This window comes from Chitinophaga sp. 01L420, from assembly GCF_056399985.1.
Genome location: NZ_JBFTSK010000013.1, coordinates 71,684 through 88,940, shown reverse-complemented (window position 1 = coordinate 88,940; position 17,257 = coordinate 71,684). Strand labels below are relative to the sequence as shown.

Below are 17,257 nucleotides of genomic sequence, written 5' to 3'. Positions count from 1 at the left end.
TCCCGGTTCATAAGGGAACCGGGACTATAAGGTAGAAAAAAAATTCGATGGTTTTATGCGCTTATTTTGTCGCAGCAGCACCATTGTCATTCATTCCTTTGATAACGTCCCCTGTTACATCGTAAGCAGGATCTTTATAAAGAATGTTGCTGGCATTACTACGATAAGAGAATATGTAAGCGAAACGCTTGTCTGCATTGAAAGTCTTCAGGAAATCATCCAATCTTTTCTGCAATTCCTCGTTAAATTTAGTTTCCTGTTCTGCGTAAGAAGCACGCAGGTTCTGCGCTTCCTGCTCCAGTTGCTGTTGTTTGGACATCAGCGTACGTTGTGCAGCCTCACCCTGTTCCTGTGTCAGCGTATTTGCTTTACGCTGCAGATCTTCATATTCAGCCTGCAAAGCGCGGGCCTTACCTTTCAGCTGATTGTCCATCTGTTGCTGCTTCTGTTCCAGCAAGCCCTTCTTTTCCTTGAAATACTCGAAATGCGTTTCCAGTGAATCCAAATCTACATACGCAATTTTGAAACTACCTGCTGCCGGAGTACCTGTGCCTGCTGCTGGTGTGGTAGCTGGTGTGTTGTTACCAGCTTTATTCTGGCAAGACATTAATAATCCGGCTGCTAATGCCGCTATAAATCCTTTAGTCACTAATTGTTTACGAGTGCGCATGTTAATAGGTGGATTTGCTTCTTTTTAGTACATTTTTAAAATGGAACGGCTAAAATAACGTTTTTACCGGATTTTCATATTCCGATTAGTTTTTTTAGCTCGGTTTTAACTAATATTAATGTTTTACCTTCTCCAACAGGATTTCAGGCTCGTTGGTAGTAATAAAATCAATACCATCCTTCAGTAATCCATCCATGATCTCCGGATTGTCAATAGTCCACGCATTTGTGGTGACCTGCTGCTGCCTTGCGGTGGCAATCAGCTGCGGATCTTTTTTAAATACCTGCTGGTTGTAATCCAGTCCCCATATGCCATCTGCCTGCAATTGGGCCGGCGTTTTATCTCCATTGAGATAGGCAATCTTCGCCGTAGGATCCAGCGCCTTTATTTTCTTGCAGATATTATAGTCAAAGCTGATATAAAACATCCATGCCTGTGCTTTTTTGGCGTGCACCATTGCTACTGCCTGGGTAGCTAACTGCTCCCCTTTCCCTTTGGCAGATGGCTTCAACTCCAATACCAGCCTGGTTTTTTGCTGCTCCATGATGGTGTTAATATATTCTTCCAATGTTGGCACCCTATCTCCATTCTTCAACTGTACGGTCTGTAAATCCGCCAGGGTAGATTCTTCTACCTTCTTTCCTCCTATCTCCGGATCATGCGATATTACCAGCTGATCATCTGAAGATAACCAAACATCAAACTCAGATCCTTCACAACCCAGCTTGATGGCGTCTTTCAGAGAAGTAAGGCTATTCTGACTGCCTTCATGATGCTTCCAGGCGCCCCGGTGCGCCACTACCTTGTTGCGGATAAAATCATCTGCTACCAGCAGAAAATCAGCGGTATCATCCCCAGCTTTAATGCGCACAGGATAGGTAACATGACTATCCACACCTACACTGACTTTCCTTTTCAGTTTCAGTTCATTCCCGCTGATCGTGAATAAACCCGACTTATCTTCCAGGAGTACGGCGGAACCCAGCTTCCCGTTTCTATCATATATCTTTCCTATTACCGCATTCTTTTTCTTAACGGGGATCGTATAGGCATCCAGATAAGGCGCCGCTGCCTGTTGTGCGCCTGCTGCTACAGTTCCCAGCATGGCCATTCCTCCAAGCAGGAATATTTTTTTGTAGTCATTCATATTACCAACGTTTGTCTCTGAAAATAACGCGCAATTTATTTATTTACATCCCCTTGCAGGACAATTACTCCGTTAAATTAAAATAAAGCTTTGGAAAAGCATAATGCGGAAAGCAGAAAGCTATTGAAGCGAATTATGGAGGCAATAGAATAATAAATTATTCGCCTCGATCATTCGCTTCAATAGCTTTCTGCTTTTCGCTTTCTGCTTAATTATGTTGTATAGTCAGTACATCAAACCTGGCCGGATCCAGTGGATAGCCGGCGGTTACCAATGTATACACTTTGCCTTTTTGTGTTTTCAATGAAATAGTTTTCAGCACTGTGGCGGCATCTACATAATTGAAATTTACGGTGTAAGTGCTGTCTCCGACCAATGGTGCAAAAGCTGTTTGCGCAGGAAAGGTAAGTCCTTTGAAAAATATAGGTTTACCAAAATAAATATCCATTCCCAGCGGCGTTCTGTTCGGCTTAAAGCCCTCACTGAAATCAATTACCCTGACCTTTGCGCTATCATCTCTTAAAGGCGTCAAATCATCTTCTGTAACAATCAAAATGGGCCTCTTCAGACTATCCGCTCCTACAAACGCAGTGTAGAAACGATTATTCCTTAAAAAGATCTCTCCTTTATAGGAAATAACATCAGGTCGGGCAGCGGTGGTAATGATGAGATTATACTTCTGCGCCCGGTACGATTTATACCCGGTGCTGGTTTTATAAGGTACATTACTGGCAAAGGTATTCGTATCCAGCCTGATGTTAAACTGCACATCACCAGGGATTGCATTAACAAATGCAAAGTTGCCGTGGGTATCAGGCACTGCGCTGTCACTGTTCTTCGTACATGCTCCCAGCAATGCCAGCACAATGATAATTGGAATAATCAGATATTTCATGAAATCCGCTTCGTTTTAGGTGTCTCCAGATGGAGACACCCGCTTCTATATGTTTGAAAATGCTTTACAGCACTATTCTTCTTCATCAAACTGGAACACTTCCTTAGAAGAGGCCAGGATGTCGTATTCTTCCTTGGAACCTACGATCATGTTTTCGAACTCACGTAAACCAGTACCGGCAGGGATCAGGTGACCTGTGATCACATTCTCCTTCAGACCCATCATATCATCGGTCTTACCGTTGATCGCAGCCTGTGACAGTACTTTGGTTGTTTCCTGGAACGAAGCAGCAGAGATCCAGCTACGGGTACCGAGGGAAGCCTTGGTAATACCCTGCAGGAGTGGGCTGGAAGTAGCCGGACTTGCATCACGGAATTCAACCAGTTTCTTATCTGCACGACGTAACAGGGAGTTTTCTTCACGAACCTGGCGCAGGGTCACTATCTGACCAGCTTTCAGGTTAGCAGATTCACCTGCTTCCGTTACAACCTTCTTATCGAAGATCATATCGTTTTCTTCAAAGAAGTCAAATCTATCTTCAGTATCACCTTCGAGGAAGCGGGTATCGCCCGGATCTTCGATGTTTACTTTACGCATCATTTGACGAACGATCACCTCAATGTGTTTGTCGTTGATCTTTACACCCTGTAAACGGTATACTTCCTGGATTTCATTTACCAGGTATTCCTGTACGGCAAACGGTCCTTTGATAGACAGAATATCCGCAGGAGTAGTAGAACCATCGGAGAGAGAAGTACCGGCCTTCACGAAGTCACCATCCTGAACCAGGATATGACGTGTTAATGGCACCAGGTATTTCTTGATCTGACCTTCACGGCTTTCGATGATGATTTCGCGGTTACCACGTTTGATGTTACCGAATGCTACCACACCGTCAATTTCAGAAACGATGGCAGGGTTGCTTGGGTTACGTGCTTCAAAGAGCTCAGTTACACGTGGCAGACCACCCGTGATATCTCGCAGTTTACCGATAATACGTGGGATCTTCACAATTACCTGACCCGCTCTCACCTTATCACCTTCAGTGATAACGATGTGCGAACCTACTGGTAAGTTGTATGATTTCACTTCTTTATTACCTTCTACCAGGATAGACGGAATCTTATTTTTGTCTTTGGTTTCAATTACCACTTTCTCACGGTGACCTGTTTGTTCGTCCGCTTCTTCACGGAAGGTGATACCTTCAATGATGCTGTCGAAACGAATGCTACCAGGGATTTCAGACACGATAACGGCGTTGAACGGATCCCATGTACAGAGCAGATCACCTTTCACTACTTTCTGCCCGTCTTTTACCAACAGGGTAGAACCGTAAGGAATATTGTTGGTTACCAGCAGACGATCATTTTTCACGTCCATGATACGCAACTCACCGGTACGACCGATAACGATCTGTACTTTTTCACCCTGATTATTTTCATAGGTGGTAGTACGTAAGCCATCGAATTGTACAGTACCATCAAACTTAGCTGGCATACCGGATTCAACGGAAGTAGAACCGGCCACACCACCCACGTGGAAGGTACGCAGTGTCAACTGTGTACCAGGCTCACCGATTGACTGTGCAGCGATGATACCTACAGCATCACCTCTCTGTGCAGTGTAACCGCTCGCCAGGTTTTTACCGTAACATCTCACACACACACCACGACGGCTTTCGCAAGTCAGTACGGAGCGGATTTCTACGGTTTCAATGGCACTTTCTTCAATTCTGTGTGCAATCTCTTCTGTGATTTCTAAACCAGCACCTACGATCAGTTCTTCATCATTATGAGGATCAAATACATCGTGCAGGGAAGTACGTCCAAGAATACGGTCGTACAGGGTTTCAATCACTTCTTCATTATCTTTCAACGCTGAAGTAGCAATACCACGGAGGGTGCCACAATCTTCTTCGTTAATTACCACATCCTGCGCAACGTCCACCAGACGACGGGTCAGGTAACCCGCATCCGCTGTTTTCAACGCCGTATCCGCAAGACCCTTACGGGCACCGTGCGTAGAGATGAAGTATTCCAATACGTTCAAACCATCTTTAAAGTTGGACAATACCGGGTTTTCGATGATCTCTGAACCGGTAGATCCACTCTTACGCGGCTTGGCCATCAGACCTCTGATACCAGCCAGCTGTTTGATCTGCTGCTTGGAACCACGCGCACCGGAATCCAACATCATATATACAGAGTTGAATCCTTGCTTGTCTGCTGCCAGCTCACGGATCAGGGTTTCAGTCACCTTCGTATCCACACGTGACCAGATATCAATGATCTGGTTATAGCGTTCGTTGTTGGTGATCAGACCCATGTTATAGTTATCCCAAACTTCTTCTACTTCACCGGCTGCACCATCAATCATGTCTTGCTTAACGTCTGGGATGATCAGGTCATTAATGTTAAATGACAGACCACCGCGGAACGCCATGCGGAAACCTAATTGTTTGATGTCATCCAGGAACTTCGCAGTCTTAGGAATATCTGTTGCTTTGATGATATCACCGATGATTTCACGCAATGATTTCTTGGTCAGCAGGGCATTTACATAACCGGCTGCTTTAGGTACGTGCTGGTTGAACAGTACGCGACCTACCGTAGTTTCGATCAGTTTTCTTTCCAGCGAACCATCTGCGTTTCTTACATCAGCTTTAACACGGATGTGAGCATGCAGATCGATACGATCTTCATTCAGTGCGATGATTACTTCTTCCGCAGAGTAGAAAGCTTTACCTTCTCCTCTTACTACCACATCACCCATCGTTTTCTTACCCTTGGTAATGTAATACAAACCAAGAACCATGTCCTGTGAAGGCAGGGTGATTGGCGTACCATTCTGCGGGTTAAGGATGTTGTGAGAAGACAGCATCAGCAGTTGGGCTTCCAGAACAGCAGCGTTGCTCAAAGGCACGTGTACCGCCATCTGGTCACCATCGAAATCCGCGTTAAACGCAGAACACACGAGTGGGTGCAACTGTATCGCTTTACCTTCCACCAGTTTAGGCTGGAAAGCCTGTATGGACAAACGGTGAAGGGTTGGCGCACGGTTTAACATAACCGGGTGACCTTTCAATACGTTTTCCAGGATATCCCAAACCACCGCTTCTTTACGATCTACCAGCTTCTTAGCTGATTTCACGGTTTTAACGATGCCTCTTTCAATCAGTTTACGGATAATAAACGGTTTGAATAATTCAGCCGCCATATCCTTAGGCAAACCACATTCGTGCAGTTTCAGTTCAGGTCCTACCACGATAACAGAACGTCCGGAATAATCCACACGTTTACCGAGCAAGTTCTGACGGAAACGACCTTGTTTACCTTTCAGTACGTCTGACAGTGATTTCAGTGCACGACCACCTTCCGCTTTCACCGCGTTGGATTTACGGGAGTTGTCGAACAGGGAATCCACTGCTTCCTGCAGCATACGTTTTTCGTTACGAAGGATCACCTCAGGTGCCTTAATTTCGATCAAACGTTTCAGACGGTTGTTACGGATAATTACCCTGCGGTAAAGGTCGTTCAGGTCGGAAGACGCGAAACGGCCACCATCCAAAGGAACTAACGGACGCAGTTCAGGAGGTACCACCGGGATATATTGCATTACCATCCATTCAGGACGGTTTTCTACTCTGCCATTTGCTTCACGGAAAGCTTCCACTACGCTCAGACGTTTCAGCGCTTCCGCTTTACGTTGCTGGGAAGTTTCAGTAGCCGCCTGGTTACGCAGCTGATAAGAAAGGCTGTCCAGATCAATACGGGCCAGCATCATTTCTACCGCTTCCGCACCCATTTTAGCAATAAACTTGTTAGGATCTTCATCCGGTAACAGCTGATTGTCTTTTGGTAAAGTGTCCAGGATATCCAGGTATTCTTCTTCAGTGAGCAAATCACCGTAGTTCATGCCTTTCTCCTGTTTCATACCCGCCTGGATGATTACGTATCTTTCGTAATACACGATGGTTTCCAGTTTCTTGGAAGACATTCCAAGCAGGTAACCGATCTTGTTAGGCAGGGATTTGAAATACCATATATGTACAACGGGTACCACTAAACGAATGTGGCCCATTCTTTCACGACGTACTTTCTTCTCCGTTACCTCTACACCGCAGCGATCACACACAATACCCTTATAACGGATACGTTTGTATTTTCCGCAATAGCATTCGTAATCCTTTACAGGCCCGAATATTCTTTCGCAGAATAAACCATCACGTTCCGGTTTGTAAGTACGGTAGTTGATAGTTTCAGGTTTCAGCACCTCACCGTATGAACGCTCCAGAATAACATCCGGAGAAGCCAGACTGATGGTAATGCTGTTAAAATTTGATTTAGGACGATTTTCTTTCTTGATAGCCATCTGTAATTAGCTTTTAGCTGTTAGCCGTTGGTGATAAGCCAGCGACAAAAATTTTATTCCTGCGAAATATCCAAGCTATCAGCCATTAGCATCGCTGCTAATGGCTGGTAGCTAAAAGCTCTTAGTCAAATTTCAGATCCAGACCCAGACCACGCAATTCATGGATCAATACGTTGAAGGATTCAGGCACACCTGCTTTAGGTATGTTGTCACCTTTCACGATAGATTCATATGCCTTGGCACGACCAACGATATCATCTGATTTAATAGTAAGCAGTTCCTGCAGGATGTTGGATGCACCATATGCTTCCAGTGCCCACACCTCCATCTCACCAAAACGCTGACCACCAAACTGGGCTTTACCACCCAGCGGCTGTTGGGTAATGAGACTGTACGGTCCGATAGAACGGGCGTGCATCTTATCATCCACCATGTGGCTCAGTTTAAGCATATAGATAACACCTACGGTTGCCTTCTGGTGGAAACGATCTCCCGTTTCACCATCACACAGGTAAGCGTGACCGAAGCTAGGTAAACCGGCTTCTTTGATATAATCAGCAATTTCATCTGTAGTAGCACCGTCAAAGATCGGCGTCGCAAAGCGTACACCCAGTTTCAGACCAGCCCAACCTAATACGGTTTCGTAGATCTGTCCAAGGTTCATACGGGAAGGTACCCCGAGTGGGTTCAGTACGATATCCAGTGGTGTACCATCTTCCAGGAAAGGCATGTCTTCATCACGCACAATCTTGGCAACGATACCCTTGTTACCGTGACGTCCCGCCATCTTATCACCCACTTTCAACTTACGCTTGCTGGCCAGGTAAACCTTTGCCAGTTTCAGTACACCCGCTGGCAGCTCATCACCGATAGAGATGTTGAACTTCTCACGTTTGTAACGACCCAGCTCTTCGTTGAACTTGATGTTATAGTTATGCAGCAGGGTATTGATCTGATCGTTCACCACTTCGTCTGTTGTCCAGCCCAGTGGGTTTACGTTCATGAAATCAATATTTACCAGGTTCTTCGGAGAGAACTTGGAACCCTTAGAGATCAATACTTCACCGTAAGTGTTGGTAATACCCTGAGAGGTTTTATCCTTCAGTAATACCAGCAATTTGCTCATCAGCACTTCCAGCACATCTTCCGCATTCTTCTGGTGAATTTTCTCCAGTTTCTCGATAGCTGCTTTCTCACGGGTTTTGGAGTTCTTATCTTTCTTGGCGCGACTGAACAATTTCTTGTCGATCACCACACCTTCTGTTGACGGAGGTGCTTTCAGAGAAGCATCTTTCGCATCAGAAGCCTTGTCACCGAAGATCGCTCTTAAGAGTTTTTCTTCAGGAGAAGGATCAGATTCACCACGCGGAGTGATTTTACCAATCAGAATATCGCCTTCTTTAATGTGTGCACCAACACGGATGATACCGTTCTGGTCGAGGTCTTTGGTAGCCTCTTCACTTACGTTAGGAATATCCGGAGTCAGTTCTTCTTCACCCAGTTTGGTATCACGAACTTCCAGTTCATATTCATCGATGTGGATAGAAGTAAACAGATCCTCACGTGCAACACGCTCAGAGATTACGATCGCATCCTCAAAGTTGTAACCTTTCCATGGCATGAACGCTACCTTCAGGTTACGTCCCAGTGCCAGCTCACCACCGCGGGTAGCGTAACCTTCTGTTAAGAAGTCGCCATCCTTAACACGCTGACCTTTCTTAACGCAAGGTCTGAGGTTAATACAGGTGCTTTGGTTGGTTTTAACGAATTTGGTCAGTGTGTAAACGATCAGATCGTCTTCAAAGCTCACCAGTTTCTGCATTTCATCACGCTCGTAACGAACATGAATTTCATTTGCATCCACAAATTCGATCACACCATTACCATCTGCAGTAATCTGCAAACGGGAGTCACGCGCAGCTTTGCCTTCCAATCCGGTACCTACGATAGGCACTTCAGGGTTCAGCAATGGTACCGCCTGACGTTGCATGTTTGATCCCATCAACGCACGGTTGGCATCATCATGTTCCAGGAACGGAATCAATGAAGCACTCAAACCTACGATCTGGTTAGGCGCCACGTCCATGAATTCCACATCTTCTCTGTCGAGAATAGGGAAGTCACCGGTTTCGCGGGATTTTACTTTTTCGTTTAAGAAATGGCCTTTATCATCCAGTGGGGCGTTCGCCTGTGCAATCTTCACAGAATCTTCCTCTTCAGCACTCAGGAACTCCACTTTATGCATATCTACTTTACCGTCTCTTACTTTGCGGTAAGGTGTTTCAATGAAGCCCATTTCATTCACTTTTGCGTGAACGCAAAGTGTAGAGATCAGACCGATGTTTGGTCCTTCTGGTGTTTCAATGGTACAAAGACGGCCGTAGTGGCTATAGTGAACGTCACGCACCTCAAAGCCTGCTCTTTCACGACTCAGACCACCGGGTCCGAGAGCGGAAATACGACGTTTGTGCGTGATTTCTGATAACGGGTTTGTTTGATCCAGGAACTGAGATAACTGGGAAGTACCGAAGAAGGAGTTGATCACGGAAGACAAAGTCCTCGCGTTGATCAGATCTACCGGGGTAAATACCTCGTTATCACGTACGTTCATTCTTTCACGGATGGTACGTGCCATACGTGCAAGACCAACACCAAACTGAGCATATAACTGCTCGCCTACAGTACGCACACGACGGTTAGACAGGTGATCGATATCATCGATTTCTGCTTTACCATTGGTCAGCTGTACCAGGTACTTGATGATGGAGATGATGTCATCCTTCGTCAGCACTTTCATGTCTAACGGAGTAGGAAGACCTAATTTTCTGTTGATCTTATAACGACCTACGTCACCTAAATCGTAACGTTTGTCGGAGAAGAACAATTTATCGATGATACCCCTTGCAGTTTCATCATCCGGCGCATCAGCACCGCGCAGTTGGCGGTAGATGTGCTGAACAGCTTCCAGCTCGGAGTTAGATGTATCCTTATTTAATGTATTGTAGATGATGGAGAAATCGCCGCTCACCTCTTCTTTCTGTACGAAAACGCTTTTCAATCCCATGTCTACGATGGTTTCGATATTCGCTTCATCCAGGATGCTATCACGCTCCAGCATAATTTCATTACGCTCGATGCTCACCACTTCACCGGTATCTTCATCCACAAAGTCTTCTACCCAGCTTCTTAAAACACGGGCAGCCAGCTTTTTGCCGGCATATTTATCAAGACTTTTTTTGTCTGCTTTTACTTCATCTGCCATGCCAAACAGCTGCAGGATATCCTTATCTGTTTCATAGCCGATGGCACGCAACAGGGTGGTAACCGGGAATTTCTTCTTACGGTCGATGTAAGCATACATCACGTTGTTGATGTCCGTTGCAAACTCCATCCATGCGCCCTTGAACGGGATCACCCTTGCCGAGTAGATCTTGGTTCCGTTCGGATGTACAGATTGACCAAAGAAAACACCAGGTGAACGATGCAGTTGGGATACAACCACGCGCTCAGCACCATTAATAACGAAAGTACCTCTTGGAGTCATGTAAGGAATGTTTCCTAAAAACACATCCTGGACAATCGTCTGGAAATCCACATGCTCCTCATCATTACAGCTGAGGCGGAGTTTCGCTTTCAACGGTACAGAATAAGTAAGCCCACGCTCAATACACTCCTCGATGGTATAACGCGGAGGATCCACGAAATAATCAAGGAATTCCAGATTAAAGATATTTCTGGTATCTGTAATCGGGAAGTTCTCTTTAAATACTTTAAAAAGTCCTTCGTTGTTTCGCTTGTCTGGTGTGGTTTCTAATTGGAAGAAATCCTTGAAAGATTGGATTTGGATAGCCAACAGATCCGGTGTCTCAGTAACTTGTTTGATCTTTCCAAAATTTACTCTTTCGTTTGTTTGGGCTTTTTTTAGAGACATATTCGAAGTTAGCAGTTATATGACTTGTAAGAATTAGGGAAATTAAGATTTCTTTGCCAATACCATCCCAATTTATTTATGCCTTCTGCACGTGGTCAAAGTCACCTTATTAGTGATTCCCCGTTTTGACTCTCTGAAAAAGACACTTTCCCAAAGGGAATAAGGCCAAAAGTGCAAAAGCACTTTTGACCTTTAAAAGATGTATACTTAAGCAAAGAATTACTGAATCTCAACATCAGCACCAGCTTCAGTCAGCTTAGCTTTCAGGTCTTCAGCCTCAGCTTTGCTTACGCCTTCTTTAATAGATTTAGGCGCACCGTCTACCAGTTCTTTCGCTTCTTTCAGACCTAAGCCGGTCAGATCTTTAACGATCTTAACAACGTTCAGTTTGCTTGCACCAGCAGCTTTCAGAACTACGTTGAATGCAGTTTTTTCTTCAACTACTGCAGCTTCAGCGCCAGCAGATACCACAACTGCAGCAGCAGCTGGTTCGATACCATATTCTGATTTCAGAACGTCTGCCAGTTCTTGTACTTCCTTAACAGTTAAACCTACTAATTGTTCAGCTAATGCTTTTACGTCTGCCATTTTATAATGTTTTAATGTAATGTTTGTAATGTTGTTGTTAATTATATTGTGACTTGGAAGCCGATGTAGCTTTCAGCCTTTAGCCATTAGCTTTTAGCAAGCGAATAAGCCAAAGCCAAAAGGATTATTCTGCTGCTGGTGCTTCCACCGCAGCTTCTTCTTTCTTGCCTTTTTCCAGCAAAGCAGCGATAACGCGTTTTGCAGGTGATTGCAAGAGACCGATAACTTCGCCAATAAGCTCGTTCTTGGTCTTGATGTTGGTCAAAGGAACCAGTTGGTTGTCACCGATGAAGATTTCATCTGCAACAAAAGCAGCTTTCAATACTGGCTTTTCCAGCTTGTTATTAGCTTTACGGAAAGCAGAGATGATCAGAGCCGGCTCTTTCGGGCTGTCAGAGAACATCAGGGCTGTTACACCGCTCAGGCTTTCAAATAAACCTGCATACTTTTCGCTATCCAGAGATTCCAGTGCCTTGCGGATCAGGGTGTTTTTAGCCACCTTCATTTCCACTTGCTTATCAAAGCATACTTTCCTCAGGCCATTTACCTGTGCTACTGATAATGATTCAGTATTAGTGATATAAAAGTTGCTGTATTGAGAGAACTTACTTTTCAGCAGTTCAATCGCTTCTTGTTTTTGATCTTTATTCATATTAAAACGTTTGTAGCAAGCCCCATCTTTACAGATAACGACTACAACTCGTGATCAATTAGTTTTGAACAGATTTAGTATCGATAACAATACCTGGACTCATGGTGCTTGCCATAGACAGACCTCTCAGGTAAACACCTTTTGCAGTAGCTGGTTTCAGCTTGATGATAGCACTGATCAGCTCCATAGAGTTCTGCTCAATTTTATCAGATGCAAAAGATACACGACCGATAGAAGCGTGGATGATACCAGCTTTATCAACCTTGAAAGTGATTTTACCGCCTTTAACATCGTTTACTGCAGCTGCAACGTCGTTAGTAACAGTACCGGTCTTAGGGTTTGGCATCAGGTTACGGGGACCTAAAATCTTACCCAGTTTACCGATCTTCGGCATTACAGAAGGAGTAGCTACGATTACATCAACATCAGTCCAACCAGCTTCGATCTTCTGGATAAATTCATCCAGACCAACGAAGTCAGCACCTGCCTCTTTTGCAGCAGCTTCTTTATCAGGTGTGCAGAGCACTAAAACCTTCTTAGTCTTACCAGTACCGTGTGGAAGCGTTACGGAACCACGGATGGCTTGATCTGCTTTCTTAGGATCAACGCCTAAGCGGATATGTAAATCGACAGAGCTGTCGAATTTAGTACAGTTAATATCTTTAACCAGGCTAGAAGCTTCTTTCAGGCTGTAAACCTTATTTTTTTCAAGCTTAGCGTCAGCTACTTTTCTCTTTTTAGTTGCCATTTGTCAAAATGATTTTAAGATCCTGCCTCAACAGGGTGAAACAATTAGTTTTCCCAAGGAGCTTTACCATCAACAGTAATACCCATGCTACGCGCAGTACCAGCTACCATTTTCATAGCGCTGTTCAGCGTAAAGCAGTTCAGATCAGCCATCTTATCTTCTGCGATAGCCTGTACCTGAGCCCAGGAAACTTTACCCACCTTGTTACGGTTTGGTTCTTTGGAACCACTCTGTAATTTAGCAGCTTCCAGCAGCTGTACAGGTGCCGGAGGAGTTTTAATTACAAATTCGAATGATTTGTCAGTGTAAACAGTCAGCAACACAGGCAATACTTTACCCATTTTATCCTGGGTGCGGGCATTGAATTGTTTGCAGAATTCCATGATGTTCACACCCTTGGAACCCAGTGCGGGACCAATTGGAGGTGCAGGGTTGGCCTGGCCGCCTTTCACCTGCAATTTCACGTACGTTGAAATCTCTTTTGCCATGTTTTTTAATTTAATTTGGTTAAACGCCCCCTGCAAAACAGAAGACTCCCAAAACTAAAAGGAACTAAAATAACCTTTTAAAGGGGATGCAAAGGTATATATTATTACGAAATTGTCAAAAAGTATTTGAAATTGGGCATCCTTTTTGCTTCGGAAAGGATTTTTTTTACAAATCTATTGCATTACCCGAAATTTTTCCTTATTATCCGAAGCCGGCAAAGTTACGATTTCTCCGCCACTTGTGCATAAAACAATTCCCGCCGCTTACCCTTCTCTGTTTTTATATATTTATTTACAAAAGACTGCTCACTCATCACCTTTCCCTTCATCTCTGTTATCGCCTGCAACAGCTCGTCCATATTATGCTTAATCGCATCGTCAGGAATATGCAGCCCCGAAAGCGACTTTTCAGCATCCGTCAGCCGGCCGGCAATCCCATCAATCATCTTCTTTAATAACTCATCCTTCATTTCCGGTAAAAACTGCCTGTTCTTGAAGCCCACATACTCATTATATAACTTCACCACCTCAGTATAATCCCGGTTCACGGCGTTAAACTGGTCTACCCGCCTGTTCCTTGCCTCTATCTCCTGGTTGGCGGCCAATACTTTAATGGTTTGATCCATCCAGTCCAGCTCCGTCATAATAAATGGATTCGCTGCCCCGCCAAACTGCCGGATCCTGGCGGAGGCATGTTGCAACTGTTCCAGACGCGACTGCCGTGACCAGGCATTCAAACTATCATTGAAAGCGAACACTGACCGTTTCGTTGCTGCCGCAAAACCCTGGCTGTTCAGCTCGTCATGACGTAAAGGAAATGATAACATCTGCCACAGGGGATCATAAGGCATATGCGTTTTCACCGCCAGCTGCGGCAGTGCCTGGAACCAGCTCCAGTTGATCTTCTGGATAAAACGACCATTATCTACCGCTCCTGCCCCCCAGGTAGGATCTGTAATGGTCCACTGCGTACCATTTTTTATCACTACCCAATCATGTGAACCCGTGGGAATCATAATATCATTCAGCAAACCGTAGCCGGTTACCACAATAGCATTAATACCTGCTTCCCGGCATACCTGTGCATATAATACCGCATAGTCTGTACATAAGCCTTTGCGGGCACGCAACGTTCTGAGCATTGCCGCCGCCGAATCCCTGTAACTGTTAGGCTGATTCATATTGGCCACATCGTAGATAATATTACTAGCCATCCAGCTGAATAATGATTGCTGTAAAGCCATACTATTGCTGGTATGCGCCTGTAACCACTTAGCCATTGCTGCGGGAGACGTGGTGGCTGATTCGGGTATCTGGGGAATAGCCAGCGTAGTGGCTGATTTAACAGATTTGCCGGTTTGCGCGTTGGCTGACGTACACAGCAGCAGCCCCAGCAAGACAGAAATAACTGATTTCATATAATAATTAAGATATAGGGAGATGGTGTTTAAAAGTCTGAGCAAGGCCCGGGACCATCCTAAAAATATAAAAAAAGAGAAAACTTTTTTTCCTCTATCTGAATATCCAACTGTGTGAAGCTATCGCCAGTTCATTTTATAAAACAAGGTTTTCCGGAATAATTTTCCTGTTTTAAGATATTTCGTCAGGAAGACCTGTTCTTCCGCGATACGTTGTTTTAGTCCGGCAGCAGAAGCTTCTATTTCCATTTTATTGGTGGTATAAGGAGGCTCCGTTGCATTCACGTTACTGAGCATTTTAGTGATGTCATTCAGTTCTGTAGCCATACCGTCCACCCATTCCCGGATCTCTTTATCAGACTTTGCCGGGGTATACTGGTTGTTTCTAAAAATTATATACCGGTTAAAGGAATTAATCACATCATTACAGCGACTGCTGGCCTGATTTATTATATGGGCCTGCTGATTTTGCTCATCTACCAGTTTCTTTTGTTTACTGTATGCTATTGTATTATGGAGATTGGTTAATTCAACAGAGATCAGCTGGTTAGTGATGCCATACTGCATTATTCTGTTCACTGAATTCTCTGCCCGGGCCAATTCCGGCATTAGCGCATACGCCGCCAGCGTATCCCTGTAATTGAATACCGGGCGACCGCTGCCTGCGGTCCATTTTCCATCCCGGATTTCATCGTGTCGTAAGGGCTGGTCCTGGAATTGGAACAAAGGATCAAAGGGTACATGTGTTTTAATAAATACAGCTGGAGCTATGAGGAAATGTTGCCAGTTAATCTGTTGCACATATTCATTATCCCTTGCATAGCCGGATCCCCAGGTAGGGTCAGTCAGCAGCCATTTATTATCTGTAAACACTGCCACCCATACATGACTGGCATTATTAGGCCTTCCCGCACTGAGTGTATATCCGCTCACCAGCCACGCGGGAATATTGGCGCGGCGGCAGATGTCCATGAACAGACTGGCATATCCCTGGCAAACAGCGATGCGGGTTTTCAGGGTGTTGTTGATGGCATCAGCGGTATCTTTATAATAATCTGGTTTAAAGGTATTCACCATATCATAGCTGATATGGTCAGACATCCAGCTGTAAAGGGATTTAAGTATGGCAACCTGGCTTTTGTTGTGGGCTACCAGGTAGGCCGCCATTGCGGCTGGCGTAGCGGTCACCGAATCAGGCACGCGTGCAAAATTAACGGCAAAGGCCACTGGTTTAACGGTTTTTGGGGCTACAGTCTGGGCCTTTACGCTTCCGATGAGGAAGAAGCAGGTGGCACCCATTACCAGGCATTTGATGTTCATGGTTATTTGATGTTCATGGCCATAGGTAAATGAGAAAAGCGCTCCGGTGTTCCGGAACGCTCTTCAATAAAGATGTTGTATAAAAATTAAGAAAGTTTTTCTACCTGCATAAAGTTCAGCTCTACCGGAGTAGCACGGCCAAAGATCTTTACAGTTACTTTCAGTTTTTTCTTGTCTTCGATTACTTCTTCGATCACGCCGTTAAAGTCGTTGAATGGACCATCAATAATTTTAATGGTTTCACCTACGATGAAAGGTTCACTCATGGTTAATCCCTGATCGCTCAGTTCATCCACTTTACCTAACATTTTGTTTACTTCAACTTTACGGAGTGCGATAGGTTTATCCTTTCCGAGGAAGTGGATAACACCAGATACATTACGTATGGCCTGTATTACTTCATCGGTCATTTTACCATCAACCGCTTCGATCATCACATATCCGGGATAGAAGTTTTTTTCGCGCATCACTTTTTTACCAGCCAGCACTTTATATACTTTTTCTACCGGCAGGAAAATCTGGCTGATTACGTTACCCCAATCGGAGCGGCGTACTTCAATATCCAGGTATTCCTTCACTTTTTTTTCCTTGCCACTAACAACGCGGAGTACATACCACTTTGTTTCCTGAGCAGGAAGATTGGCTGCATCCATTTATTTAGCTTTGAAAATTTCGTAATAGTGCGTTAACACAAAATTGGAAGCGGCATCCATACCCCAAACGAGCGCAGTAACAAATATTGTTGCTATCAGCACGATCATGGTAGATGACTGGAGTTCCTGCCAGGTAGGCCAGGACACCTTGTAAACCAATTCATGATAAGACTCGCGGAAATAATTTCTGATCTTATTCATTCTATAAAGTTAACTATTTATGGTCAATTGTTTAAAGCCTAAAAAATGGTTGACTTGTTTTATTGCAACAATTCAACCATTTAATTATTTTTTATAAACCCTTGCACGGGTACTAGGATTCGAACCCAGATCAAAGGTTTTGGAGACCCGTATGCTACCGTTGCACCATACCCGT

The 17,257-nt window shown here is 44.6% G+C and carries 13 protein-coding genes and 1 tRNA gene; all 14 read right to left on the bottom strand.

Annotated elements, in window-relative coordinates; genetic code table 11:
• Window positions 1-61 precede the first annotated feature (61 nt).
• Window positions 62-670: an OmpH/Skp family outer membrane protein gene (locus AC1DP6_RS14540; protein ID WP_477021565.1), complete on the bottom strand. Its 609-nt coding sequence runs from the start codon at window positions 668-670 to the stop codon at window positions 62-64.
• Window positions 671-785: 115 nt separating this feature from the next.
• Window positions 786-1,817 (bottom strand): glycerophosphodiester phosphodiesterase family protein, encoded by a 1,032-nt coding sequence (locus AC1DP6_RS14535; protein WP_477055455.1) that lies wholly within the window; start codon window positions 1,815-1,817, stop codon window positions 786-788.
• Window positions 1,818-2,025: 208 nt separating this feature from the next.
• Window positions 2,026-2,712 carry a DUF4397 domain-containing protein gene (locus tag AC1DP6_RS14530; protein WP_477055454.1) on the bottom strand — a complete coding sequence of 229 codons (687 nt, stop codon included), beginning with the start codon at window positions 2,710-2,712 and terminating at the stop codon, window positions 2,026-2,028.
• Between the two features lie 72 nt (window positions 2,713-2,784).
• On the bottom strand, window positions 2,785-7,083 hold the full coding sequence (rpoC, locus tag AC1DP6_RS14525; RefSeq protein WP_477055453.1) for a DNA-directed RNA polymerase subunit beta': 4,299 nt from the start codon (window positions 7,081-7,083) through the stop codon (window positions 2,785-2,787).
• Window positions 7,084-7,204: 121 nt separating this feature from the next.
• Window positions 7,205-11,014 (bottom strand): DNA-directed RNA polymerase subunit beta, encoded by a 3,810-nt coding sequence (gene rpoB, locus AC1DP6_RS14520; protein WP_477021560.1) that lies wholly within the window; start codon window positions 11,012-11,014, stop codon window positions 7,205-7,207.
• Between the two features lie 219 nt (window positions 11,015-11,233).
• Window positions 11,234-11,602, bottom strand: coding sequence for a 50S ribosomal protein L7/L12 (gene rplL, locus AC1DP6_RS14515; RefSeq protein ID WP_477055452.1), 369 nt, complete (start codon window positions 11,600-11,602; stop codon window positions 11,234-11,236).
• A gap of 124 nt (window positions 11,603-11,726) precedes the next feature.
• On the bottom strand, window positions 11,727-12,254 hold the full coding sequence (gene rplJ, locus AC1DP6_RS14510) for a 50S ribosomal protein L10 (protein WP_477055451.1): 528 nt from the start codon (window positions 12,252-12,254) through the stop codon (window positions 11,727-11,729).
• Window positions 12,255-12,312: 58 nt separating this feature from the next.
• Window positions 12,313-13,002 carry a 50S ribosomal protein L1 gene (rplA, locus tag AC1DP6_RS14505; RefSeq protein ID WP_133808746.1) on the bottom strand — a complete coding sequence of 230 codons (690 nt, stop codon included), beginning with the start codon at window positions 13,000-13,002 and terminating at the stop codon, window positions 12,313-12,315.
• Window positions 13,003-13,046: 44 nt separating this feature from the next.
• Entirely contained in the window at window positions 13,047-13,490 is a 444-nt protein-coding gene (gene rplK, locus AC1DP6_RS14500; protein WP_331964243.1) for a 50S ribosomal protein L11, read from the bottom strand.
• A 221-nt stretch (window positions 13,491-13,711) separates the two neighbouring features.
• Complete coding sequence (locus AC1DP6_RS14495; RefSeq protein ID WP_477055450.1) at window positions 13,712-14,908, bottom strand: transglutaminase domain-containing protein; 1,197 nt, start codon at window positions 14,906-14,908, stop codon at window positions 13,712-13,714.
• Window positions 14,909-15,028: 120 nt separating this feature from the next.
• Window positions 15,029-16,228, bottom strand: a complete 1,200-nt coding sequence (locus AC1DP6_RS14490; RefSeq protein ID WP_477055449.1) for a transglutaminase domain-containing protein — start codon at window positions 16,226-16,228, stop codon at window positions 15,029-15,031.
• Window positions 16,229-16,314: 86 nt separating this feature from the next.
• On the bottom strand, window positions 16,315-16,881 hold the full coding sequence (gene nusG / locus AC1DP6_RS14485; RefSeq protein WP_133808742.1) for a transcription termination/antitermination protein NusG: 567 nt from the start codon (window positions 16,879-16,881) through the stop codon (window positions 16,315-16,317).
• Entirely contained in the window at window positions 16,882-17,082 is a 201-nt protein-coding gene (gene secE, locus AC1DP6_RS14480; RefSeq protein ID WP_106527941.1) for a preprotein translocase subunit SecE, read from the bottom strand.
• A gap of 104 nt (window positions 17,083-17,186) precedes the next feature.
• A tRNA-Trp gene (locus AC1DP6_RS14475) sits at window positions 17,187-17,257 on the bottom strand.